Source organism: Devosia sp. Soil_C_22 (assembly GCF_057657195.1).
The window spans coordinates 3234139-3258338 of the sequence record NZ_JBDGIY010000001.1 but is presented as its reverse complement, the minus strand read 5'-3'; the positions used below and the strand labels follow the sequence as shown (position 1 = coordinate 3258338).

The window sequence follows — 24200 nt, the reverse complement described above, 5'->3', positions numbered from 1 at the left end:
ATTTCTAAGGCTAGCGAAGAGCTAAGCCCAAGAAATTCCTTTCTCCCCCGCCAAGGGGGAGAAGCTCGCCATGAACACCGGCGCATGCAGTTCGCAAGAGAGGGGGTGCGGAGGCGAGCTTACTCCCGCGAAGCATCCCCAAACATGTCATTGCGAGCCACTGCATAGTCCGCGTCACCGCCCAGGTGGAGCGAGGCGAAGATGCGGCCGAGCAGGGTCTGCTCGGCGCGGCCCTGGTTCTGGCGCGTCAGGTCGACCAGCAGGGCCGAGGTCGAGTCGAGGCGGGTCGCCATCAGGTGCGCCAGCCGATAGGCTAGCGCCGGGTCGCGCTGCAGGTATTGCTGCGCGTCGCGGATGACCCGCACGGTGGTCGGAATGGTCGCCTTCACCGTGGCGCTGGCTGCGGTGCCGAGGATGACCGACATTTCGCCCACGAGGGAGCCGCTGCGCGCGATCGTCGCGATGTCGATGCCATCACGCTGGACCGTCAGTTCGCCGCTCTCGAGGATGAACAGGTCGCCGCCCTCGTCGCCCTGTGAAATCAGCGTCGTGCCGGCCGCCAGTTCTCGTTTTGGATGGGTCTGTGCGATTTCGGTCAGGCTGATCATGTTGCGTCCCCCGGTGCTGGTGCGCAACCTAGTCCGCGGAAATCACTGCGTATAGTGTCGCCGATACGGCCTCTCGTGCGTTGTGCTGCCAAACACCATATCCGGCCCATGATCCCATTCCTCGATCGCGACCTGCGCGTCCTGCCCATCAACGCCTATATCGACCCCTCGCAGCCGCGCGCCCGGGCCATCATCACGCACGGGCACGCCGATCACGCGCGCTCGGGCCACGATGCGGTGCTGGCGACGCCCGACACCATTGCCATCATGAAGACGCGTTATGGCGAGGACTGTGCCAAGAGCTTCCAGGCGCTGGAGTTCGGCACGCCGCTGCAAGTCGACGACGTCACCGTCACCTTCTATCCGGCCGGCCATATCCTCGGCTCGGCACAGGTACTGCTCGAACACCGCGGCCAGCGGATCGTGGTCACGGGCGATTACAAGCGCCTGCCGGACCGGACGGCGCAGCCGTTCGAGCTGGTGCCCTGCGACCTGCTGGTCACCGAGGCGACCTTCGGCCTGCCGGTGTTCCAGCACCCCAAGCCGCAGGACGAGGTGAAGCGTCTGCTGCGCTCGGTCGCCAGCTTCCCGGACCGCGCCCATGTCATCGGCTGCTATGCGCTCGGCAAGGCGCAGCGCATGATTGCGCTTTTGCGCGATGGCGGCTGGGACGCGCCGATCTACCTGCATGGCGCGATGATCCGGCTATGCGAACTCTATGTCGAGCGTGGCATCGACCTCGGTGTGCTGAAACCCTCGATCGAAGCCAGCAAGGCCGAGCTTGCCGGCCAGATCGTCATCGCACCGCCCTCGGCCATCAAGGATCGCTGGAGCCGGCGGCTGCCCGATCCGGTGCTCGCCGTCGCCTCAGGCTGGATGAGCGTCAAGCAGCGGGCTCGCCAGTCGGGGGTTGAGCTGCCGCTGGTCATTTCCGACCATGCTGACTGGAACGAACTCAACGAAACCATCGCCGAGACTGCCGCATCGCGCGTCTGGGTCACGCATGGCCGCGAGGATGCGCTGGTCTATCAGTGCCGCAAGAACGGGCTCGAGGCCGAGCCACTCAACATCCAGGCCTTCGAGGAAGGCGAGGAGGACGGCGGGTGAGGCGCTTCGCGCAACTGATGGAACTGCTCGCGCTTACCCCCTCGCGCAATCGCAAGCTCGAGGCGCTCACCGAGTATTTTCGCGATACGCCCGATCCGGACCGCGGCTTCGCGCTTGCCATCCTCACCGGCGCGCTGACCTTCAAGAACGTGAAGCCGGCGATCCTCCGCGATGTCGTCCTCGCCGAAGTCGATCCGCACCTGTTCGCGCTCAGTTACGACTATGTCGGCGACCTGGGTGAGACCATTGCGCTGATCTGGCCACATCACGCTTCCTATGACGATCCGATCAGCACCGAGCCGCTGCCGTCGCTGTCGACGCTGGTCGAACTGTTCAACATGACCAGCAAGGCCGAGCTGCCGCGGCTGATCGGCTCGCTGCTCACGCGCGCCTCGATCAACGAGCGCTGGGCGCTGGTCAAATTCGCCACCGGCGCGCTGCGCATCGGCGTCAACGCGCGGCTGGCCAAGACCGCATTGGCGGCGATGAGCGGCAAGGAGCTGCAGGATATCGAGGAGGTCTGGAACGGGTTGAGCGTCCCCTATACCGACCTGTTCGACTGGCTCGAGGGCAGGGCGGAGCGCCCCGATATCGACCATACTGCTCGCTTCCATCCGCTGATGCTCTCCAATCCCATCGACGAGGAGAAAGACCTCGACAAGCTCGACCCGGCCGACTGGGTGGCGGAGTGGAAGTGGGACGGTATCCGGGTGCAGCTGATCGGTGCGCAGGGCCGCGTCTCGATGTTCTCGCGCACCGGCGACGACATCGCGGCCGCCTTTCCGGACGTGGTCGAGAACGTGTTCGGCGACGGCGTGCTCGATGGCGAACTGCTGGTCGGCGCCAATCTCGAGCCGCTGCCGTTCAACGACCTGCAGCAGCGTCTCAACCGCAAGGTGGCGATCGGAAAGCATCTGCAGACGTTCCCGGCCTTCGTTCGGGTCTACGACATGCTGTTCGACGAGCACGAGGACATCCGCAGCCTGCCCTGGTCCGAGCGCCGCCAGCGGCTCGAAGCCTGGTTCACCCGCCACAAGCAGACCCGGCTCGACCTGTCGCCCATCGTCCCTTTCACCAGCTGGGACGAGCTCGCCGAAATCCGCCGACGCGGCGCCGACGAGCAGGGGCACGAGGGCGTCATGCTCAAGTTGCGCGCCTCGCCCTATGTCCCCGGCCGCCCCAAGGGCCTGTGGTACAAATGGAAGCGCGACCCCAACGTGGTCGATGCCATCCTGATGTATGCGCAGCGCGGTCACGGCAAGCGCTCGTCCTACTACTCGGACTATACGTTCGGCGTGTGGAAGGGGAATGAGATCGTGCCCATCGGCAAGGCCTATTTCGGCTTCACCGACGAGGAGCTGAAGCAGCTCGACAAATGGGTGCGCAACAACACCGTCGCCGCGTTTGGCCCGGTGCGGGAGGTATCGAAGGAACTGGTGTTCGAGGTCGCCTTCGACAGCGCCCAGCAATCGGGCCGGCATAAATCCGGCATCGCACTTCGCTTCCCGCGCATCAACCGGATAAGGTGGGACAAGCCTGCCAACGAAGCCGCCACGCTCGACGACATGCAGGTCTTTCTGAGCGCCACCTGAGAGCCGCCATGTCCCTCGCCGCCTTCGAACGCAAGATCATCCAGCTCGAAGCCGAGATGGCCGATGCCGTGGCGCGCGAAGACTTCGAGACCGCCGCGCGCCTCCGCGACGAAATCGCTTCGCTCAAAGGCGGCGGCGCCGTCCGCAAGCCCCCGCCAGGCGAAATGGGGCTGGGCACCAACGTACCGGTGGTGAAACCGCCCAAGGGCTGGGTGCGGCCGAAGAAGCCGGACCTGATGACGAACGTGAAGCCGCGGAAGCGATAGCTATTTGTGGTAGTGGAACCGGCACTGGGCGATGATCAGGTCGTCACCGTCGACGCGATAGATCAGGCGATGCTCCTCGGCGATACGCCGAGACCACCAGCCGGAAAGTTGGTTCTTAAGGGGTTCCGGTTTGCCAAGCCCCGAATACGGCGCCCGTGTGCACTCGACCAGAATGCGGTTGATCCTCTTCAGCTGAGAACGATCTTTCTCCAGCCACCACAGGTATTGCTCCCATGCCAGCGGTAGAAAGACGGTTCTCACTCCTCGACGTCAATCAGCTCATGAGCAACAAAGCGCCCCGCCTTGTACTCCTCCAGAGCCTTCATCAGCGCCTCGCGATTGGCTTCTGTGCTGAGCAAGTAGTCCGTCTCGTCTTGTGATCCGAAGTCCTCGAGCGGAATCAGTACAGCTCCAGGCTTCCCTCCGGTCCGAACAATAACGAGCGGCTCGTGGTCGTGATTGACCCGATCGAGCTCTTTGGCGAGGTTCTTGCGGAAATCGGCAGCTGTTGTGGCACGCATAATGCACATATGTACGCGATAACGTACATATAATCAACCCCGCCCCAGCTGCTCCCCCGCGAGCTTCCGGATCTCGCGCAACTCCCCGATCGTCGTCTCGAGGTCCCGCTTCTGTGCCTCGAGCAGTTCCAGCCGTTCATCCACCTTGCTGACCAGCATGCTGGTCTGGGCGCGCTGCGACTGGGCGTCGTAGAGGCTGAGATAGTCCGAGATGTCGCGCAGCGAGAAGCCCAGGCGCTTGCCGCGCAGGATCAGGATCAGCCGGGCGCGGTCGCGGCGGCGGAATACGCGGGTGCCGCCGATGCGCTCGGGATTCAGCAGCCCCTTGCTTTCGTAGAAGCGGATGGCGCGGGTCGAAATGCCGAACTCGCCGGCGAGGTCGGCGATGGCGAAGAGGTCGCGGTTTTCCTGCTCAGGCCGGTTCATGGTTCGTCTTCCGCGCCGCGTATTCCTCGCGCAGTTCCTTCTTGGACAGCTTGCCGATCAGCGTCTTGGGCAATTGGTCCTTGAAGATGATTTCCTTGGGCATCTCGATCTTGTTGAGCGTCTCGCCGAGGAATTTCTTGAGGTCGGCCTCGCTCACCTCTTTGCCATCCTTGAGCTTGACGAAAGCGACCGGGGCTTCGCCGCGATATTCGTCGGGCACGCCGATGACATTCACTTCCTCCACCGCCGGGTGGTGCATGGCCGCTTCCTCGATGGTGCGCGGATAGACGTTGAAGCCCGAGCACAGGATCAGGTCCTTGATCCGGTCGACCAGGAACACATAGCCATCTTCGTCGAGGATGCCGATATCGCCGGTGCGCAGCCAGCCATCCATGAAGGCATTCCGGGTCGCATCGGGGTCGTTGTAATAGCCCAGCATCACCTGCGGACCTTTGACTTGCAGTTCGCCGCGCTCCCCGATCGGCACGACTTCGCCGCTTTCGACATCGACGAGGCGGATGTCGGTCGCGGGGATGGGCTGGCCGATCGACAGCGGCTTGCTTGGCACACGCAAGGCAGCGCAGCACACGACCGGCGAGGCCTCGGTGAGGCCGTAGCCTTCGGCCAGCAGGCCCGAGCTGACCTTGGCCCAGTTGGCGCGGACTTCGTCGGCGAGCGGGGCGCCGCCGGAAACCGCGACTTCTATGCTGCCCAGGTGTGCCTTGGCCTTGTCGCCAGCCTTGGCGAGGGCCTGGATCAAGGTCGGAACAGCGGGCATGATGTTGGCGCCGGTGCGGCTCACCAGCTCGAGCAGGGCCTTGAGTTCGAACCGCGGCAGCATCACCACCTGACTGCCCGCAGTGAGCGGCACGTTCATGCAGGCGGTCATCGAGAAGATGTGGAAGAAGGGCAGCACCGCCACGGTTCGCGAGGGCGGGTTGAACAGTCCGAGCGCCCAGTGGTCGATCTGGCTGCAATTGGCCGCCACGTTGGCGTGACTCAGCATCGCGCCCTTGGGAATGCCGGTGGTGCCGCCGGTATATTGCTGCAGCGCCACGTCGGTCTTGGCATCGATCGCCACGGGATCGTGGCTGAGCCTTTTGCCCACCAGTTTGTCGAACCAGACGCAGCGCTCGGCGATCTTGCTCTGGTCGGGCTTGATCATGTCGCCGGCCTTGGCGACCGAATAGGCGAGCTTCTTGATGCCGGGCAGGACATCGGGGAAATGGCAGACGACAAGGCGCTTGACGTGGCCGGCCAGGGCCAGCTCCTCAGCCTTGTCGAACAGTTGCTTCAGATCGAGCGTCACCATCAGTTGGGCGCCGGAATTGCCGACGATGTGGGTGAGCTCCTTGACCGTGTAGAGCGGGTTGCAGTTCACCACGATGCCGCCGATCTGCAGGATCGCGTAGTAGGCCACGACATAGAAGGGTGTGTTGGGTAGCAGCAGCGCCACGCGCGTACCCTTTTTGACGCCGAGTTCCTTCTGCAGTGCGCCGGAGAAGGCGTTGATCTGGCGGGCCAGCTCGCGATAGCGGGTCTTCTTGCCGAGGAAATCGAGCGCGTCGGCATCGGGGGTACGGGCGCAAGTCTCGAGCACGCGCTGATGCACCGGGGTCAAATCGATGGGCGCATCCCATGAAATGCCTTCGGGGTAGTGGTTTACCCACGGGCGCAATGCACCTGCCTCGGCTGCCGCCATACTGTCCTCCTCCGGGCCGTTCGGCCGCATCGTAGAAAACTATCCCATCCATTGACGTTAACGTCAAACGAGGGACGCGGAAATTCGACCGTTCATGTTCGGGAACCAGGCGCCAGACGCAAACGTCGTCCAGTTGACGTATACGTCAACTAACCCTATTTTATGGCGCAGGGCGCAGGCTTGGGCTTAGACTCGGGGAGAGTGGAGTCGGGCGGGGGGCACCGGCGGTGGCAACCATCGCGACGCATCCGCGTCCCGCGCCAGTCGAGGAGGACATTGATGGTCTGGGTGCTCTTGATCCTCACGCTCGTCGGTGCCGCGGTGCTTGCCATGCGGCGCGCGCCGCTCTGGCAGTGGGCGCTGCTGGCCCTGGTGATCGGCGCGCTGACCCGCATTTCGACCGACAATGGCATCTGGCTGATGACGGACACGCTGGGCTGGATCTTCGCCCTGCTGCCAGCCGCTATTCTCGGCCTCCTCGCGCTCGCTCCCCTGCGAAAGCTGGTCCTCACCGGCCCGGCCCATGGCATGGTCAAGCGTATCCTGCCGCGCGTTTCGCGCACCGAGCAGGAGGCGCTCGACGCCGGCACGGTCGGCTGGGACGCGGAGCTGTTCTCGGGGCGGCCGGACTGGACCAAGCTACTGGGCGTGCGCAAGCCCACGCTCTCGACCGAGGAGCAGGCCTTCCTCGATGGCCCGGTCGAAAAAGTCTGCTCGATGATCGACGACTGGGACACGCGCAACAATCGCGCCGACCTGCCGCCGGCGGTGTGGACCTATCTCAAGGAGAACGGCTTTCTCGGCATGCTGATCGGCCGCGAGCATGGGGGCCTCGGTTTCTCGGCGCAGGCGCAGAGCCAGGTCGTTTCCAAGATCGCCTCGCGCTCGATCGCCGCCGGCATCACCGTGATGGTGCCCAACTCGCTGGGGCCGGGTGAACTGCTCGAAAAGTACGGCACGGCCGAGCAGAAGGCGAAGTACCTGACCCGCCTTGCCAAGGGGCAGGAAGTGCCGTGCTTCGCGCTGACCGGCCCGCATGCGGGCTCGGACGCGGCCGGCATGCGCGATGTCGGCGTCGTCTGCTACGACATGTACGAGGGCAAGAAGACACTGGGTGTGAAGCTCAGCTGGGACAAGCGCTACATCACGCTCGCGCCCGTCGCGACGTTGCTTGGCCTCGCCTTCCACCTGCACGATCCCGAGCACCTGATCGGCGAAACCGACAATGTCGGCATCACGCTGGCGCTCGTCCCCGCCAGCTTCAAGGGCGTGAAGATCGGGCGCCGGCACTACCCGTCGCGCTCGGCCTTCATGAACGGGCCGACGCAGGGCCGCAACGTGTTCGTGCCGATGGATTTCCTCATCGGCGGCGTCGAGTATGCGGGCCAGGGCTGGCGCATGCTGATGGAGTGCCTTGCGACCGGCCGGGCCATCTCGCTGCCGGCCATCGGCACGGTGTCGATCAAGTACGCGCTGCGGGTGACTTCAGCTTACGCGCGCATCCGGCGCCAGTTCGGCATTCCGGTCGGGCTGATGGAGGGCGTGGCCGAACCGCTGAGCCGGATGGTGCGCTTCTCGTATATGTACGAGGCGTCGCGCGCGCTCACCGCCTCGATGGTCGACGAGGGGCAGCGGCCGTCGGTGCTGTCGGCGCTGCTCAAGTATCGCACGACCGAAGCCATGCGCCTCGCCTTCAACGACGCCATGGATATCCATGGTGGCCGCGCCGTGCAGGATGGGCCGACCAACTACCTGTTCTCGGGCTATGCCACGACGCCGGTCGCCATCACGGTGGAAGGCGCCAACATTCTCACCCGCACGCTCATCACCTTCGCGCAGGGCGCGCTGCGGGCGCATCCGTACCTCTATGCCGAAATCTCGGCGGCGCAGAACAAGGACCGGAAGGCCGGCGTCGCCGCCTTCGACACGGCCTTTTCGGGGCATGTCTCGTTCATGCTGCGCAACATGGCGGGCAGCTTCCTTCATGCGATCAGCGGTGGACGTTTTGCGGCCTCGCCGGTCGATCACGAGATGGCGCACTGGTATCGGCAACTCTCGCGCTACACGCAGAGCTTTGCGCTGGTCGGTGACTGGACCGTCGCCTTCCTCGGCGGCGACCTGAAGCGCAAGCAGCGCCTGTCGGGCCGCATGGCCGATATCCTGTCCGACCTCTACCTGCTCTCGGCGACGCTCAAGCGCTACGAGGATGATGGCCGCATTGAAGAGGACAAGCCGGTCGTCGACGCTGTGGCGCGCGACCTGGTGTTCTCGATCGAGCAGAACTTTGCCGCCGTGTTCGCGAACTTCCCCAATTTCGTGTTGCGGAACCTGATGCGGGTTCTGGTGTTTCCGCTCGGGCGGCACGCCAAGCCTGCTTCCGACCGGGCGACCTACCGGCTGGCGCGCTCCGTGCTCGTACCCGGCGCGTTCCGCGACCGGCTGACCAAGGGGGTGTACGTGTCGACCGATCCCAAGGACATCACGGGCGTGCTCGAGGATGCGCTGGTCAAGGTCACCAGCGCCGCCGAGATCGAGACGAAATTCGTGCGCGCCATCAAGAAGGGCGAGATCGAGCGCCGGCTCGATCGCGACGCCATCACCGATGCGGTGGACAAGGGCCTGCTGACCGAGGCCGAGGCGGCCACCCTGCGGCTCGCCGACCAGGCCACCGACCGGGTGATTAAGGTCGACGATTTCGATCCCGACGAACTCGGCTCGAAGCAGGTCCGGCGCGAGGCGCCGAGCATCGAACTCGCGGCGGAATAAGAGGAGTGCCTACTCTGGACTGTTCTCCTGCGGATGCCACTACGCACGGTGTCATTCCCGCGAAAGCGGGAACCTCTGTTTTCGGTGCCTGCGGTCAAACGGAGGTCCCCGCTTTCGCGGGGATGACCCGGTGGGCAGATGAGTCCGATGCGGACACCAGCGGCCAATAAAGGAGTTCCTCGTGCCCGAAGTACAAATCCCGCCCAGCCGCGCCTGGACGCTGACGGTCGATTTCGAAGGCATTGGCTGGCTCACCATCAACGTGCCGGACGCTCCCGTGAACACGCTGAGCCGCGAGACGCTGAGCGAGCTCAACGGCATTGTCGGCTCGATCGAAGAGCTGGCGCAGCGGGGCGAGCTCAAGGGCGTGGCGCTGCTGTCGGGTAAGGACTCGGGGTTCATTGCCGGCGCCGATATCACCGAGTTCGACGAGATGAGCGATCCGGGCGTGCTGCGCGCGGCGCTCGACCGCACGCACGCGATCATGGATCGCATCGAGGCGCTGAAGGTGCCGGTCGTTGCCGGCATCCATGGCTTCTGCCTCGGTGGCGGGCTCGAGCTGGTGCTCGCCTGCCGCTACCGCGTCGCGGTCAATGACGACAAGACGCGGCTCGGCTTTCCCGAGGTCAATCTCGGCATATTCCCGGGTTTCGGGGGTTCCGGCCGCTCGATCCGGCAGGCGGGGCCGGTCGATGCGATGCAGATCATGCTGACCGGCAAGATCCTGCGCGCCAGCCAGGCCAAGCGGATGGGGCTGGTCGACAAGCTCGTCCGCACCCGCGACAGCCTGCGCTGGGAATGCCGCAAGGCGATCCTGCAGAACCGCGCGAGTCCGGAAGCCGGCCTTGCGAAGCGCGCGTTCGCGCTCGGGCCGATGCGTGGCTTCACGGCCAAGAAGATGCGCGAGGGGGTGGCCAAGAAAGCCCGCCCCGAGCATTTCCCGGCGCCATACTCGCTGATCGAGCTGTTCGAGGAGCATGGCAATGACTGGCGGGCGATGAAAGAGGGTGAGATCGAGCGGTTCGTGCCGCTGCTCAATTCCGACACCTCGCGCAACCTGCGCCGTGTGTTCTTCCTCTCCGAAAGCCTCAAGAAGCTCGGCGTGCGCGGTAAGGAGAAGCCGGTGTTCCGCCGGGTGCACGTCATCGGCGCCGGCGTCATGGGTGGCGATATCGCCGCCTGGTGCGCGCTGCGCGGCATGGGCGTGACGCTGCAGGATCTCGACATGGAGCGCATCAAGCCGGCGCTCGATCGCGCCAAGTCGCTGTTCAAGAAGCGGCTGCGCTCGAAGACCGAGATCGGCAATGCCGTGGCGCGGCTCGAGGCCGATGTCACCGGCAAGGGTCTGGCGCGGGCCGATGTGGTGATCGAGGCTGTGGTCGAGAATCTGGAGATCAAGCGCAAGATCTTTGCCGACGCCGAGCTCAAGACCCGGCCGGGGGCTATCCTTGCGACCAACACTTCGTCGATCGAACTCGAGCGGATCGCCGAGGGGCTGACGGCACCCGGGCGGTTGATCGGGCTACATTTCTTCAACCCGGTGGCGCAGCTGCCGCTGGTCGAAGTCATTCGCTCGCGCTTCAACGCCGATGCCGATATCGCCCGCGGTGCGAGCTTTGCGCTCGCCATCGGCAAATCGCCGGTGGTGGTGAAGTCGGCGCCGGGCTTCCTCGTCAACCGCGTGCTGATGCCCTACATGCTGGGCGCGGTTCAGCGGGTCGAGGCTGGCGCCAACAAGGAGCAGATCGATGCCGCGGCGGTCGCCTTCGGCATGCCGATGGGGCCGATCGAGCTAATGGACACGGTCGGGCTCGATGTCGGCAAGTCGGTGGCCGAGGAGCTCGGCAATCCGGTGCCGGAGAACAGCCAGTTCGCGCGGCTGATCGCGGACAAGAAGCTCGGCCGCAAGACGGGGCAGGGGTTCTACACCTGGACCAACGGCAAGGCGCAAAAGGGCGAGGTGCCGCCGCATCCCGATCTCGCGGCGCTGGGCCGCGAGCTGGTGCAGCCGCTGGTCGGCGCCACGGCGGTGGCGGTGGCGGAGGGTGTCGTCGCCTCGGACGATCTTGCCGATATCGGCGTCATTTACGGAACGGGCTTTGCGCCCTTCCTCGGAGGGCCGATGCAGGCCCGCAAGGACGGGAGAGCCTGATGGCGGAAACACGTAAAGTCGCCATTGTCGGCTCGGCCCGCATTCCGTTCGCGCGCGCCTATTCCGGCTATGCCGACCAGGGGAACCTGTCGATGCTGGGCGCTGCACTCGGTGGCCTCGTCGACAAGTACAACCTCAAGGGCGAGCATATCGGCGAGGTGATGGCGGGCGCCGTGCTCAGCCACAGCCGCGACTTCAACCTGGCGCGCGAAGCCAGCCTTGATGCCGGCCTGTCGCCGCGCACGCCGGGGACCAACATCCAGATCGCCTGCGGCACCTCGCTGCAGGCGGCGCTCACGCTGGGGGCGAAGATCGCCATCGGCGAGATCGACAGCGCCATTGCGGCTGGGACCGATACGGTTTCGGACAGCCCGGTGGTGTTCGGCGACAAGTTCCAGCACCGCGCCATCGATCTGAGCCGGGCCCGCACCACGGGCGAGAAGCTCAAGGTGTTCAAGGGCTTCAACCTGGGCGAGTTGACTCCGGTGGCGCCATCGACGCAGGAACCGCGCACCGGGTTGTCGATGGGGCAGCATTGCGAGCTGATGGCGTGGGAGTGGGGCATTACCCGTGAGGCGCAGGACGAGCTGGCGCTGAAATCGCACCACAATGCGGCGCGCGCCTACGACGAGGGTTTTCACGACGACCTCGTGGTGCCGTTCAACGGCGTGCTCAAGGACAACAACGTTCGCGCCGACACCAGCCTCGAGAAGATGGCGACGATGAAGCCGGCCTTCGACAAGTCGTCGGGCCATGGCACGCTCACCGCCGCCAACTCCACACCGCTGACCGATGGCGCGGCCTCGGTGCTGCTGGCTTCGGAGGAGTGGGCGAAAGCGCGCGGCCTGCCGGTGCTGGCCTATCTCACCCTCGGGCAGGTTGCCGCCAACGATTTCGCCGGCGGCGAGGGGCTGCTGATGGCCCCGACCATCGCGGTCAGCGAGATGCTGCGCCGGTCCAACCTCACCTTCGACGATATCGACCTGTTCGAGATCCACGAGGCGTTTGCCGCGCAGGTGCTGTGCACGCTGAAGGCGTGGGAGAGTGCCGAGTACAATCGCGACGTGCTGGCGCGCGAGACCCCGCTTGGCGCTATCGATCCGAGCAAGATCAACCAGAAGGGCTCGAGCCTCGCCTACGGGCACCCCTTCGCCGCTACCGGAGCGCGCATACTTGGGCTCACAGCCAAGCTGCTCAACACGACGCAGAAGCAGCGGGCGCTGATCTCGGTGTGTACCGCCGGCGGCATGGGTGTGGCGGCGCTGGTCGAGCGGGCGGCGTGACGGGGGCGGACTTCTGTCCTATATTGGGAGGGTAAGGAGTCCGCGATGCCTGAAGGCAAGAAACTCGACCCGATCGTCTCCGAATTCGAGACCGAGGAACAGGCTGAAGCTTACGACAAGTGGTTCCGCGCCAAGGTGCAGGCGTCCCTGGATGACCGCGGCGAGAATGTCCTGCACGACGAAGTGATGCAGCGGATAACGCGAGTTATCGCGGATGCGGCCGGCAGCAATGAGGCGTTACCGTCCGGTTTCTACGATCCGATAGCGTCGGAGTTTCAAAGCGCTGAGGATGAGGCCAGCTACGAGAGCTGGCTGATCGCCCGTGTCGAAAAATCCCTTGCTGATCCACGGCTATCGGTTCCGCACGACGAGGTGATTGCGTCCGCGGAGACGATCATCGCCCGCGCGGAAGCTCGTCTCAAGAAGCGCGCGTGATGCAGATAGTCTAGCGCCCGGAAGCCCAGACTGCCCTTATTGACCTCATTATTGACCTCATTTCCTACATCGCCCGGCACGATCCCGGTGCCGCGCGCCGGATGCTGGCTCGCATTGTGGAGTCGGTGGAGCCTGCGCGGCAGTACCCAAACATCGGTCGCATAGGGCGCGCTTCAGGTACACGAGAGATCGTTGCGCATCCGAACTACATCGTCATCTATCGGGTGCTGAATGATACCGTCGAAGTCGTCGACGTGCTTCACGCCCGCCAACAATATCCCTGATCTCGAGCACTTTCCCCCAGCCGTTCAATCCCTGACGTTTACGTCAATGTCACGCTTGTGTCGTTTTCCGCGATGCCATAGGGTCCGTACCCAATCCGGCGGTTTCGACCAGTCGGGCCCATTGAGGCACGACATTCCAAGGTCGGTGCCCGTCAGGAAATGTCTTTATGGAGATGGGACAAGAATGAAAATAACCCGGGTCCTCAAGGCGGTCGCGGCCGCCGGCGCATTGGCGCTGATGTTGGGGGGAGCGGCACAGGCCGTCACCCTGAATCTTGGCAACGGCAGCGAGCCGGGCTCGATCGATCCGCACAAGGCGTCGGGCGACTGGGAGAACCGCATCGTCGGCGAGCTGTTCGAGGGTCTTGCCGCTGAAGACATCCAGGCGCAGCCGATCCCGGGCCAGGCCGAGTCCTGGACCATCTCGGACGATGGCCTCGTCTACACCTTCAAGCTCCGCGCCGATGCGAACTGGAGCGACGGCCAGCCGGTTGTCGCGCAGAACTTCGTCGATGCGTTCCAGCGCCTGTTCGACCCGGCCACCGCCGCCGACTACGCCTACCTGCAGTATCCGATCAAGAATTCGGCCAAGATCGGCGCCGGCGAAATCACCGATTTCAACGAGCTGGGCGTCAAGGCCATCGACGACAAGACGCTCGAGATCACCCTCGAAGCTCCCACGCCGTTCTTCATCGGCGCGCTGACCCACTACACCGCCTATCCGGTCCGCAAGGATATCATCGAGAAGTTCGGCGATCAGTGGACGCAGCCGGAGAACATCGTTTCCAACGGGCCGTACAAGCTGGTCGAGTGGGTGCCGGGTTCGTATCTGCGCGGCGTCAAGTCCGACACCTATTATGGCAAGGACAATCTCAAGATCGACGAGATCAAGTGGGACAACACCGAGGACCTGACCGCGGCGCTCAACCGCTACCGCGCCGGCGAACTGGATATCCTCACCGATTTCCCGGCCGACCAGTACCAGTTCCTGCAGGATAACTATCCGGGCCAGGCCCACGTCGCGCCGTTCCTGGGCATCTACTACTACGTGATGAACCAGGAAAAGCCGCCGCTGGACAACATCAACATCCGCAAGGCCCTGTCGATCTCGGTCCTGCGCGACGTGATCGGTCCCGACGTGCTCGGCACCGGCGAGCTGCCGGCCTATGGCTGGGTCCCGCCCGGCACCGGCAACTACGAAGGCACGCCTTATGCTCCGGATTGGGCCGAGATGCCCTATGACCAGCGCGTCGAGGAAGCCAAGAAGCTGATGGCGGAAGCCGGCTACAGCCCGGAAAACCCGCTCAAGCTGCAGCTGCGCTACAACACCAACGAGAACCACCAGCGCATCGCCGTGGCCATCTCGGACATGTGGAAGCAGATCGGCGTCGAGGTCGAGCTGTTCAACGCCGAGACCGCCGTGCACTACGATGCCCTGCGCGCCGGCGACTACAATGTCGGCCGTGCCGGCTGGCTGCTCGACTACGATGACGCCTCCAACACGCTTGACCTGCTCAAGACCGGCGTGAAGCAGGGCGATGTGGTCAACTGGGGCAACAACTACGGCCGCTACAGCGACCCGAAGTTCGATGAGCTCCTCGCCCAGGCCTCCAACGAGCTCGACCTGGTCAAGCGCGCTGCGCTGCTGCACCAGGCCGAGGAACTGGCGATGGAATCCTTCGCTGCCATTCCGATCTACTGGTATGTCAGCAAGAACGTCGTATCGCCCAAGATCACGGGCTTTGAGGACAACACCAAGGACATCAATCGCGTCCGCTGGATGACGAAGTCCGAGTAAAGTCCGCCTGAACTGCGGTCGCGAAGTTGGGACTTCGCGGCCGCTTTCCGTTTGCCGCCGGCTATCGGCGATGATCCCGCGAGCTGGCGGGAAAGGTCACGAAACAGATGCTAGGCTATGCGCTCAGGCGCGTACTCACGGCTATACCGATCGTGCTGCTCACGATCACGGTATGCTTCTTCATTCTGCGGCTGGCGCCCGGCGGTCCGTTCGACGGCGAGCGCGCGCTGCCGCCCGATCAGCTGCGCAATCTGCGCGCCTACTATCACCTCGATGAACCGTTGGTGATGCAGTTCTTCCGCTATGTGGCGGGCGTGCTGCAGGGCGATTTCGGCCCCTCGATGGTGATGAAGGATTTCACCGTCTCGCGGCTCATCGGCATCGGCCTGCCCTTCACGCTGATGCTGGGCTTCACCGCCTTCGTCGTCGGCACGCTGGCGGGCTTCATTGCCGGCGCCATCGCCGCGGTGAACCAGAACAAGTGGCCCGATTACCTGCTGGTCTTCGTGGTGCTGATCCCGATCATCATCCCGAACTTCCTGATGGCCAATATCGTGCAGCTGGTGTTCGGCGTTTACCTGAGGTGGTTGCCGGTTGGCGGCTATACGCCGGGGGCGTGGATCAACCTCGTTTTGCCGGTCCTCATCCTCGCCATGCCGCACGGAGCGCGCGTTGCGCGGCTGACGCGTGGCTCGATGATCGAGACGCTGGGCACCAACTTCATCCGCACTGCCCGGTCCAAGGGGCTGGGCACGCGGCTGATCCTTGCCCGCCATGCCATCAAGCCGGCTCTGCTGCCGGTTGTCTCCTATCTGGGGCCGGGTCTTTCCTACCTGCTCACCGGTTCGCTGGTGGTCGAGCAGGTATTCTCGCTGCCGGGCATCGGCAAGTATTTCATCACCGCCGCGCTCAACCGCGACTACGGCCTCGTGCTCGGTACAACGATCCTCTACGTGTTCATCATTCTCGCGCTCAACCTGCTCGTGGACATCGTCTACGCCTGGCTCGATCCCAAGGTGAGGTACCGATAATGGCCGGTATCACCGCCAAGGACGCGACCCTCACCGCTTACGCCCAGGCGCTGGAAACCGCGCCCAAGGGCCGCTCGCTGACGCAGGATGCGCTGCGCCGGCTGCGCGGCAACAAGGCCGCGCTGGTCTCGATCTTCGTTTTGGCCGCGCTGGTGCTGTTCGCGCTCGTGGGGCCGTATTTCCTGCCCTGGGCCTATGACAAGATCGACTGGGCCGGCATCAGGAAGCCGCCCGACTGGGCCAAGGGCCACTATGCTGGCACCGACCAGAACGGTCGCGACATGCTGGCGCGCACGCTGCAGGGCACGCAGATGTCGCTGCTCGTCGCCATGGTCGCCACGACTGTGTCGGTCGCCATCGGCATCGTCTATGGCGCCATTGCCGGCTATTTCGGCGGCAAGGTCGACGCCATCATGATGCGCTTCGTCGATATCATGTACGCGCTGCCCTACATCCTGTTCGTCATCATCCTCGTGGTGATCTTCGGGCGCTCGCCGGTGCTGCTGTTCGTGGGCATTGGCTGCCTCGAATGGCTGACAATGGCGCGTATCGTTCGCGGACAGACGCTCTCGATCAAGCAGCGCGAGTTCATCGAGGCGGCCAAGGCCGGCGGGGCAGGGCCCTTCACCATCATCTTCAGGCACATCGTACCCAACCTCACCGGGCCGGTCGTGATCTACGCGACGCTGACCATCCCGGAGATCATTATCACCGAAAGCTTCCTCAGCTACCTGGGCCTCGGCGTCCAGGAGCCGCAGACCTCGCTCGGTACGCTGATTTCGTTCGGCGCGCCGGTGGCCGAGGCGCTGCCGTGGATGCTGTTCACTCCCGCCGCCTTCCTCGTCGTCATGCTCGTCTGCTTCTCCTATATCGGCGACGGCCTGCGCGACGCGCTCGATCCCAAGGACCGCTGAATATGGCCGATGTCCTCACCGTCGACGGCCTCGACGTCACCTTCCAGCTGCATGAATCCGAAGTGCATGCGGTGTCCGATCTCGATTTCACCCTGGCTGCGGGCGAAACCCTCGCCATCGTGGGTGAAAGCGGTTCGGGCAAGAGCCAGGCCTTCCTGTCGATCATGGGCCTGCTCGCCAGGAACGGCCGGGCGTCCGGCCGCGCGATGATGGGCGATGTCAACCTCATCGGGCTCGCGCCCGGCGAGCTCGACCGCTATCGCGGCAAGGACATCGCCATGATCTTCCAGGATCCGATGACTTCGCTGAACCCCTCGCTGCGCATCCGCACCCAGCTCGCCGAAGTGCTGGTGCGCCACCAGGGCTATAACGAGGAACGGGCCTATCGCACGGTGATCGAGATGCTCGAGCGAGTCGGCATCCCCGAACCGGTGAAGCGCGCCAATGCCTATCCGCACGAGCTTTCGGGCGGCATGCGGCAGCGCGTGATGATCGCCATGGCGCTCCTGTGCCGGCCCAAGGTGCTGATCGCGGACGAGCCGACTACGGCGCTCGACGTGACGGTGCAGGCGCAGATGCTCGACCTGTTCAAGAACCTCACCAACGATTTTGGCACGGCGCTGGTGCTGATCACCCACGACCTCGGCGTCGTCGCCGGCGTCGCCGACCGCATGATGGTGATGTATGGCGGGCGCTGTGTTGAAAAGGGCCCGGTGGATACGCTGTTCTACGATCCGCGCCATCCCTACACGCTGGGGCTGCTGCACTCGACCCCGCACGTGGCCAAGCGCGCGCAGCGGCTCGACCCGATCCAGGGGCTGCCGCCCAGCCTCGAACATCTGCCCTCCGGCTGCGCCTTCCACCCGCGCTGTGCCTTCCGCTTCGATCGCTGCTTTTCCGAGCGGCCGCCGCTCATGCCGGTCGAGGACACACGCGAGAAGGCGTGCTGGTACCAGGGCGAACTCAAGTATGAAAAGGTAGCCTGATGCTGGACAAGCCCCAGGATCTGCTCCGGATCGAGAACCTTTCGAAGAGCTTCTCGATCTCTGCCGGCCTGTTCTCAAAACCCCTGCAGCTGCGTGCGCTGCAGGATATCAGCTTCACGGTGAAGCGCGGCGAAACGCTCGGCATCGTCGGCGAATCCGGCTGCGGCAAGTCCACGCTCGGCCGCTGCATCCTGCAGCTGCTGGCGCCCGACGAAGGCCGCGTGCTCTGGCTCGGCCAGGACATCACCCGGTTGCCCGAGGAGGAGATGCGCAAGCGTCGGCGCGACCTGCAGATCATCTTCCAGGATCCGCTGGCTTCGCTGAACCCGCGCATGACGGTAGGCGAGATCATCGGCGATCCGCTGCGCACGCTGATGCCCGAGGTGAATGCCAAGGGCCGGCGCGAGCGCGTGCTGCGGGTCATGGAGGCGGTGGGCCTGCTCCCCGAGATGATCAACCGGTATCCGCACGAGTTTTCGGGCGGGCAGGCGCAGCGCATCGGCATTGCCCGGGCGCTGATCAGCGAGCCCAAGCTGATCGTCTGCGACGAGCCGGTTTCGGCGCTCGACGTGTCGATCCAGGCGCAGATCCTGAACCTGCTATCCGATCTCAAGGAGCGGCTGGGGCTGACGCTGATCTTCATCTCCCACAATCTGAGCGTCGTGCGGCACGTCTCGGACCGCATCCTCGTGCTCTATCTCGGCCGCATCGTCGAGCTGGCCGAGGGCGACGAGCTCTACGACGACCCCAAGCACCCCTATACGCGGGCGCTGCTCACCGCCGTGCCGATCCCCGATCCGAAACGGGCGCGCCAGCGCACCATTGACGGGCTCGTCGGCGAAATCCCCTCGCCGATCAACCAGCCCTCCGGCTGCACCTTTCGCACGCGCTGCAGGTTTGCGCAGCCGCGCTGCGCCGAAAAGCGCCCGCCGCTGGAGACGCTGCCGAGTGGGCGGATGGTGGCCTGTATCCGGTGGGACGAGATCGAGCTGAAGTCGGGGGCCTGAGGCGGGGGCTGATGGGTGTGGCCACCCCCACCCACCCGCTACGCGGTCCCCCCTCCCCACAAGGGGGAGGGAGTGCCGACTGCAGGCCTTAGTGGCTTGGTGCTTCGGTTCGTGCACGGTCTCCCTCCCCTTGATGGGGAGGGTAGTGGACCTTGGCCGCTTGCGGCCTAGCGAAACTGGGTGGGGTGGAGCCACACGCTCGGCGTCAGTGCCTGCGGTTGCTGCCGGAATAGCTTACGCGCCGCCGCCGGCGATCGGGGCCGGCATAGCTGCCGGCCTCGATAAAGGGGCGTGGCGCGGCGACGATCGAGAGCAGGCGGGTTTCGATATGCCTGGTCGCGAACGGCTTGCGCAGGAACTCAGTGACGCCGGCATCGCGGGCGCTGGTGACGTCCAGGGCGTCGGGGGCCGACGACATCATGATCACCGGCGTGTCGCGATTCAGCCCCTCGGAGGCGAGGCGCAGGTTGCGGACGAGCGCCATGCCATCGACCGGCGCCAGGGTGTCGTTGACCATGATGGCGCCGTAGCGGCGCGACAGCAGCAGGGTTTCGGCCGCGCCGCCATCATGCGCCTCGGCGACGCTGCGCACTTTCAGATGGCGCAGCATCTGGGCGATCAGCGTCGTCATGTGCGGCGACGGATCGACAACAAGCAGATCGAGTTGGTCCAACGGGCTCCGCGGCATGCTACACAGGCTAAGCCGAAGCGGTTGCGGCCCAGTTAACCGGCAAGGCCCGGAAAACCTGCGTGCAGGCGTTGACAGGGGCGGGTTTTACCCTTAGGTACAGCGCCAATTCGAAGGGCGCGCGGCGCCTCTTTTTATTTCGGTTCCGAGGTCTGGAATGAAGGTCACCAATTCGCTCAAGGCTCTGATGGGTCGCCATCGCGCCAACAAGCTCGTGCGCCGCCGCGGTCGCGTGTACATCATCAACAAGGTGGACAAGCGCTACAAGGCCCGCCAGGGCTGAGCTGCTGCTCATGACGACGTTTTGAAAAAGGGCTCGCGCAAGCGGGCCTTTTTCTTTTGGGGCGTGCTGAAGCGGACGGCCCCCTCCCGGCCTCCCCATAAAGGGGGAGGTGAAGAGTCGGGGGCTTTGGCTTCGATGGTGCCTCACGCTGGATGCGGCACCTCCCCCTTTATGGGGGAGGATGGGAGGGGGCCCTCTCTCCCGGCGAAAACCCTACTCAGCGAACCCGGCAATAATCCGCAGCCACGAGCGGATGCCCTTGTGGAAGCTGCGCAGGTCATATTTCTCGTTCGGCGAGTGGATGCGGTCGTCGTCGAGGGCGAAGCCGATCAGCAGGGTATCGAGTCCGAGGATGTGCTTGAAATCGCCGGCCACCGGGATCGAGCCGCCGGAGCCGATCAGCGCGGCCTCGTTACCCCATTCGGCGGCCAGAGCGGTCGCGGCCTTGCGCAGGAACGGCCCATCGGTCGGCACCGACACGGCGGGGCTGCCGCCATGTTCCTTGAAGGTCGCGGTCGCATCGGGGGGCAGGCGATCGGTCACGTGCTTGCGGAAGGCGGCGCGGATCTTTGCTGGGTCCTGGTTGCTCACCAGCCGGAACGAGATCTTGGCGCTGGCCTTGGCGGGGATCACGGTCTTGAAGCCATCCCCGACATAGCCGCCGGTGATGCCGTTGATCTCGCAGGTGGGACGCGCGCGGGTCTGTTCGAGCACCGAGCGGCCCTGCTCGCCGGCCGGGGTGGTGAGCCCGGCGCCCTTCATGAACGCGGCTTCGTCATAGGGTAGGCGTTGCCACAGGGCCGCGATGTCCGCGGGCAGTTCGGCGACGTCGTCGTAAAAACCTTCGACGGCGACGCTGCCATCGGGATTGCGCAGCGAGGCGATGATGTCGGCGAGCACCTGGATCGGGTTGCGCGCGGCATTGCCATACATGCCCGAATGCAGGTCGTGGCTGGCGCAGGTGATCTCCACCTCTTCGCCGACGAGGCCGCGCAGCATGGTGACGATGGACGGGGTATCGCGGTTCCACAGGTCGGTATCGCAGACGAGCGCGATATCGGCGGCGCCGAGCTCGGCCTTGGCGTCGCGCAGGAAGGGCTTGAGGGACGGGCTGCCGCTCTCCTCCTCGCCCTCGAAGAACAGGCTCACCTTGATCGGCAGGGGGCCGTTGACGGCCTTCCAGGCGCGGCAGGCTTCGACGAAGGTCAGCAGCTGCCCCTTGTCGTCGGAGGTGCCGCGACCGACGAGGCGGGTCTCGCCATTGTCGTCCTTCACCTCGGTCGCGACGAACGGGTCGGTGTGCCACAGGTTCAGCGGATCGACCGGCTGCACGTCGTAATGAGCGTAGAACAGGACATGCGGGCCGCTCGCCGACTGGTCGTGGCCGACAACCATCGGGTGGCCGGTAGTGGGGCGCACGGAGGCGTCGAAGCCTAGGCCGTTGAGCTCGGCGGTCAGCCAGTCGGCCGCCTTGCGGACTTCGCCGGCATAGGCCGGATCGGTCGAGATCGACTTGATGGCGACCAGCGTCTTCAGGCGCGCCACGCTCTCGTCGAGATGAGCATCGGCATGGGCCAATGCTTGTGTAAGGGCTTGGGCGGCATCAAGCTGGGACATGGCTATTCCTTGTTTGGGGGAAGGCCCCCTCACCCGGCCCTGCGGGCCGACCTCTCCCCCAAGGGAGAGGTGGTGTTGTGGCACGATCGAGCCCCCGCTTCACCTCTCCCTTTGGGGGAGAGGTCGCCGCGCAGCGGCGGGTGAGGGGGCCTTTCGGGATCAGCCCGGAGCCTTACGACGAGCCGGCGCCGTCCTGGCGGACGAAGGCGATGCGCAGCATGTTGGTGGCGCCCGGGGTGCCGAGCGGAATGCCGGCGGTGATGGCGATGCGGTCGCCGGGACGGGCGAGGCCCTCCTGGTAGGCGATGACGCAGGCGCGATCGACCATGTCCTCGAGATTCACCGCATCGGGGCTCTCAACGCAATGGACGCCCCACACCACCGACAGCCGGCGCACCGTACGCAGGTTCGGCGATAGCACCAGGATCGGCTTGCTCGGCCGCTCGCGGGCGGCGCGGATGGCAGTCGAGCCGGACGAGGTGTAGGTGACGATGGCGGCGAGATCGAGCGTCTCGGCCACCTGCCGGGTCGCCGCCGAAATGGCGTCGGCGGCGGTCGCTTCGGGCTCGACACCCTGGGCGCGGATGATGGAGCGGTAGTTGACGTCGCCTTCGACGGCCACGGCCACCTTGTTCATCATGGTCACGGCTTCGACCGGATACTGGCCCGAAGCGCTTTCGGCCGAGAGCATCACGGCATCGGCGCCTTCGAACACGGCGATCGACACGTCCGACACTTCGGCGCGGGTCGGCACCGGCGAGGTGATCATCGATTCGAGCATCTGGGTCGCGACGACCACAGGCTTGCCGTAGCGACGGGCGATGCGGATCATGCGCTTTTGCAGGCCCGGGACCTGCTCGAGCGGCATTTCGACGCCGAGGTCGCCACGCGCCACCATGAAGGCGTCGCACAGCTTGATGATCTCCTCGAGCCGCTCCACCGCCTGGGGCTTTTCGATCTTGGCCATGACGCCGGCGCGGCCCTGGACGATCTTGCGGATATCGATGATATCCTCGGGCCGCTGCACGAAGCTGACGGCGATCCAGTCGGCCTCTGCCTCGAGGCCCTTGAGCAGGTCGGCGTGGTCCTTCTCGGTCAGCGCGCCCATCGGCAGCAGGGTATCGGGCAGGCTCACGCCCTTGCGGTCGGAAAGCTTGCCGCCATAGATCACCTCGGTTTCGACCTGCCCGCCGCCAACCTTGGTGGCGCGGAGCTGGAGCTTGCCGTCATCGAGCAGCAGGCGATCGCCCACCGATACGCTCTCGAGGATTTCGGGATGAGGCAGATAGACGCGCTCGGTGGTGCCCGGCGCATCGGAGCCGTCGAGGGTGAACTTGCCGCCCTGCACCAGCTGAATGGCGCCATCGGCGAACTTGCCGACGCGCAGCTTGGGGCCTTGCAGATCGACCAGCACGCCGAGCGGATGGTGCAGTCGGGACTCGACGTTGCGGATGTAGCCGACGGTCTGCCTCAGCAGCTCATGGCTGGCATGGCTCATATTGATGCGGAACACGTCCGCACCGGCGCGCGCCAGTTTCTCGATCGTTGCTTCGTCGTGGGAGGCCGGCCCCAGGGTCGCGACGATCTTCACGCGTCTCATGCGTCTCATTGTGCATCCGTTTCTTCATCACCTGACTGCTCGTCCGGCGGCGTCTCGCCATCGGTCGGCAGGTCACCCTCGAGCGGCATATCGCCCTCGCCGGCATCGTCGCCACTGACCATCTCGCCCTCGGTCAGCTGCAGCGTCCAATCGCTGCGATTATTCGTATCGACCTCGAAAAAGCCCGTGCGTTCGTAGCCGCGCGCCAGGCAATCCTCAACCCCGAAGATTGTGAAGGTTTCGTCACGGGTGCACATGAAGACGTTGCCGTCCCAGGCCCCGCCGCTCACGTCGTCGGCGGCATAGAGATAGTAGTAGCGGCGGGCTTCGAGATTGCCGCGGTAGACGGTCACGCACTTGTCGGGTTCGGCTACCCACCAGCCTTCCGACTGCCAGCCCTTGTCGGCGCGGTAGCCGAAGGCGATGGAGACGCGGTTGGCAGTCTCGTTGCAGACGCGAAAGCTGCCTTCACCAACATCTTCCGGGGCAGGAGCCGGTTCAGTTGCGGCTGGGGGCTGGTCCTGCGCCACCGCGGGGCTCGAACGCGGCATCACCATCCACAGGCCCGCCGCAGCGATGGCGGCAACCAGGACACCAGCGATAGCCAGGAGGTAGCGCAATGAACCGTCCGGATTTCGGGTGAAAACGATTGCAGCGGTGGTGTTTGTGCGCAGTGCCCGCCGCTCTGTCAACCGCTATCGGAGGCTTTTGTCGGAATTGCGAAACGCCATGTGGCAGGCGATGTGGATTGCCGCCGAATGGGCTTGATCGCGCCGCCTCAAGCGGGTTGAACGGGGGCCGAAACGAAGAGGAATAGCATCCATGTCCACCGTCTCTCCCGACAGCGTCGCGCAGGACCAGATCAAGGCGTTCATCGAGCGGATCGAGCGGCTCGAAGAAGAGAAGGCCGCCATCGCCGGCGACATCAAGGAAGTCTATGCCGAAGCCAAGGGCAACGGGTTCGACACCAAGGTGCTGCGCAAGATTATCTCGATCCGCAAGCAGGACGCCAATGAGCGCCTGGAGCAGGAAGCGCTGCTCGAGCTCTACATGACCGCGCTGGGCATGCAGGCCGCGCCGAGCGACCTCGAGTAAGTTTTCCACTCACGGTCATTCCGGCAAGGCTGGAATCCA

24 protein-coding genes are annotated in these 24200 nt (G+C 64.9%); 15 read left to right on the top strand and 9 right to left on the bottom strand.

Features of this window, described 5'->3' with window-relative positions; genetic code table 11:
* Positions 1-119: 119 nt before the first annotated feature.
* The gene (locus tag AC3A6I_RS15770) at positions 120-608 is read right to left on the bottom strand and encodes a Crp/Fnr family transcriptional regulator (protein WP_487544698.1); all 489 of its coding nucleotides are present in this window, start codon (positions 606-608) and stop codon (positions 120-122) included.
* 108 nt (positions 609-716) lie between these two features.
* Between AC3A6I_RS15770 and AC3A6I_RS15765 the strand changes: the two genes are divergently transcribed.
* From AC3A6I_RS15765 to AC3A6I_RS15755, 3 genes are read left to right on the top strand one after another with little or no spacing between them, the layout of a single operon-like run.
* A complete protein-coding gene (locus AC3A6I_RS15765; RefSeq protein WP_487544697.1) occupies positions 717-1715 on the top strand; it encodes a ligase-associated DNA damage response exonuclease in 999 nt (332 codons plus the stop codon).
* Positions 1712-3307 (top strand): cisplatin damage response ATP-dependent DNA ligase, encoded by a 1596-nt coding sequence (locus AC3A6I_RS15760; RefSeq protein WP_487544696.1) that lies wholly within the window; start codon positions 1712-1714, stop codon positions 3305-3307. The genes AC3A6I_RS15765 and AC3A6I_RS15760 overlap by 4 nt, the downstream gene beginning before the upstream one ends.
* A gap of 8 nt (positions 3308-3315) precedes the next feature.
* The gene (locus AC3A6I_RS15755; protein WP_487544695.1) at positions 3316-3573 is read left to right on the top strand and encodes a UvrB/UvrC motif-containing protein; all 258 of its coding nucleotides are present in this window, start codon (positions 3316-3318) and stop codon (positions 3571-3573) included.
* Here the strand turns inward: AC3A6I_RS15755 and AC3A6I_RS15750 are convergent, their stop codons facing one another.
* Genes AC3A6I_RS15750 through AC3A6I_RS15735 form a run of 4 tightly spaced genes read right to left on the bottom strand, consistent with a single transcriptional unit; the run spans position 3574 to position 6222 of the window.
* Positions 3574-3834: a Txe/YoeB family addiction module toxin gene (locus tag AC3A6I_RS15750; protein WP_487544694.1), complete on the bottom strand. Its 261-nt coding sequence runs from the start codon at positions 3832-3834 to the stop codon at positions 3574-3576.
* Positions 3831-4094: a type II toxin-antitoxin system Phd/YefM family antitoxin gene (locus tag AC3A6I_RS15745; RefSeq protein ID WP_487544693.1), complete on the bottom strand. Its 264-nt coding sequence runs from the start codon at positions 4092-4094 to the stop codon at positions 3831-3833. Before AC3A6I_RS15745 ends, AC3A6I_RS15750 begins: the two co-directional genes overlap by 4 nt.
* 33 nt (positions 4095-4127) lie before the next feature.
* On the bottom strand, positions 4128-4520 hold the full coding sequence (locus AC3A6I_RS15740) for a MerR family transcriptional regulator (protein ID WP_487544692.1): 393 nt from the start codon (positions 4518-4520) through the stop codon (positions 4128-4130).
* Positions 4507-6222 carry a long-chain-fatty-acid--CoA ligase gene (locus AC3A6I_RS15735; protein ID WP_487544691.1) on the bottom strand — a complete coding sequence of 572 codons (1716 nt, stop codon included), beginning with the start codon at positions 6220-6222 and terminating at the stop codon, positions 4507-4509. The genes AC3A6I_RS15740 and AC3A6I_RS15735 overlap by 14 nt, the downstream gene beginning before the upstream one ends.
* Before the next feature lie 279 nt (positions 6223-6501).
* On the opposite strand from AC3A6I_RS15735, the gene AC3A6I_RS15730 reads away from it, so the two are divergent.
* The 10 genes from AC3A6I_RS15730 to AC3A6I_RS15685 all read left to right on the top strand — a co-directional run bounded on the left by AC3A6I_RS15730 (position 6502) and on the right by AC3A6I_RS15685 (position 18878).
* On the top strand, positions 6502-8988 hold the full coding sequence (locus tag AC3A6I_RS15730) for an acyl-CoA dehydrogenase (RefSeq protein WP_487544690.1): 2487 nt from the start codon (positions 6502-6504) through the stop codon (positions 8986-8988).
* A gap of 181 nt (positions 8989-9169) precedes the next feature.
* A complete protein-coding gene (locus AC3A6I_RS15725) occupies positions 9170-11140 on the top strand; it encodes a 3-hydroxyacyl-CoA dehydrogenase NAD-binding domain-containing protein (protein ID WP_487544689.1) in 1971 nt (656 codons plus the stop codon).
* Positions 11140-12423, top strand: a complete 1284-nt coding sequence (locus AC3A6I_RS15720; RefSeq protein ID WP_487544688.1) for an acetyl-CoA C-acetyltransferase — start codon at positions 11140-11142, stop codon at positions 12421-12423. The genes AC3A6I_RS15725 and AC3A6I_RS15720 overlap by 1 nt, the downstream gene beginning before the upstream one ends.
* 45 nt (positions 12424-12468) lie before the next feature.
* The gene (gene relB, locus AC3A6I_RS15715; protein WP_487544687.1) at positions 12469-12858 is read left to right on the top strand and encodes a type II toxin-antitoxin system RelB family antitoxin; all 390 of its coding nucleotides are present in this window, start codon (positions 12469-12471) and stop codon (positions 12856-12858) included.
* 38 nt (positions 12859-12896) lie between these two features.
* Positions 12897-13142, top strand: a complete 246-nt coding sequence (locus tag AC3A6I_RS15710; RefSeq protein WP_487545045.1) for a type II toxin-antitoxin system RelE/ParE family toxin — start codon at positions 12897-12899, stop codon at positions 13140-13142.
* A 190-nt stretch (positions 13143-13332) separates the two neighbouring features.
* Positions 13333-14940, top strand: coding sequence for a peptide ABC transporter substrate-binding protein (locus AC3A6I_RS15705; RefSeq protein ID WP_487545044.1), 1608 nt, complete (start codon positions 13333-13335; stop codon positions 14938-14940).
* Between the two features lie 107 nt (positions 14941-15047).
* Positions 15048-15971: an ABC transporter permease subunit gene (locus tag AC3A6I_RS15700; protein ID WP_487544686.1), complete on the top strand. Its 924-nt coding sequence runs from the start codon at positions 15048-15050 to the stop codon at positions 15969-15971.
* A complete protein-coding gene (locus AC3A6I_RS15695) occupies positions 15971-16885 on the top strand; it encodes an ABC transporter permease (protein ID WP_487544685.1) in 915 nt (304 codons plus the stop codon). Before AC3A6I_RS15700 ends, AC3A6I_RS15695 begins: the two co-directional genes overlap by 1 nt.
* Before the next feature lie 2 nt (positions 16886-16887).
* Positions 16888-17871, top strand: a complete 984-nt coding sequence (locus AC3A6I_RS15690; RefSeq protein ID WP_487544684.1) for an ABC transporter ATP-binding protein — start codon at positions 16888-16890, stop codon at positions 17869-17871.
* Positions 17871-18878: an ABC transporter ATP-binding protein gene (locus tag AC3A6I_RS15685; protein WP_487544682.1), complete on the top strand. Its 1008-nt coding sequence runs from the start codon at positions 17871-17873 to the stop codon at positions 18876-18878. Before AC3A6I_RS15690 ends, AC3A6I_RS15685 begins: the two co-directional genes overlap by 1 nt.
* Before the next feature lie 205 nt (positions 18879-19083).
* Here the strand turns inward: AC3A6I_RS15685 and AC3A6I_RS15680 are convergent, their stop codons facing one another.
* Positions 19084-19551 carry a response regulator transcription factor gene (locus tag AC3A6I_RS15680; RefSeq protein ID WP_487544681.1) on the bottom strand — a complete coding sequence of 156 codons (468 nt, stop codon included), beginning with the start codon at positions 19549-19551 and terminating at the stop codon, positions 19084-19086.
* A gap of 172 nt (positions 19552-19723) precedes the next feature.
* Here AC3A6I_RS15680 and ykgO point away from each other — a divergent pair, with 172 nt between their 5' ends.
* Positions 19724-19849, top strand: coding sequence for a type B 50S ribosomal protein L36 (ykgO, locus tag AC3A6I_RS15675; RefSeq protein WP_055046235.1), 126 nt, complete (start codon positions 19724-19726; stop codon positions 19847-19849).
* A gap of 213 nt (positions 19850-20062) precedes the next feature.
* On the opposite strand, the gene AC3A6I_RS15670 is transcribed toward ykgO, so the two are convergent.
* From AC3A6I_RS15670 to AC3A6I_RS15660, 3 genes are all read right to left on the bottom strand, one after another.
* Positions 20063-21466, bottom strand: a complete 1404-nt coding sequence (locus AC3A6I_RS15670; RefSeq protein ID WP_487544680.1) for a M20/M25/M40 family metallo-hydrolase — start codon at positions 21464-21466, stop codon at positions 20063-20065.
* Positions 21467-21638: 172 nt separating this feature from the next.
* Positions 21639-23075 (bottom strand): pyruvate kinase, encoded by a 1437-nt coding sequence (pyk, locus tag AC3A6I_RS15665; RefSeq protein ID WP_487544679.1) that lies wholly within the window; start codon positions 23073-23075, stop codon positions 21639-21641.
* Positions 23072-23686, bottom strand: coding sequence for a DUF1036 domain-containing protein (locus AC3A6I_RS15660; RefSeq protein ID WP_487544678.1), 615 nt, complete (start codon positions 23684-23686; stop codon positions 23072-23074). Before AC3A6I_RS15660 ends, pyk begins: the two co-directional genes overlap by 4 nt.
* Positions 23687-23888: 202 nt before the next feature.
* Between AC3A6I_RS15660 and AC3A6I_RS15655 the strand changes: the two genes are divergently transcribed.
* On the top strand, positions 23889-24161 hold the full coding sequence (locus tag AC3A6I_RS15655; RefSeq protein WP_487544677.1) for a DUF2312 domain-containing protein: 273 nt from the start codon (positions 23889-23891) through the stop codon (positions 24159-24161).
* The last annotated feature ends 39 nt before the right edge of the window (positions 24162-24200 follow it).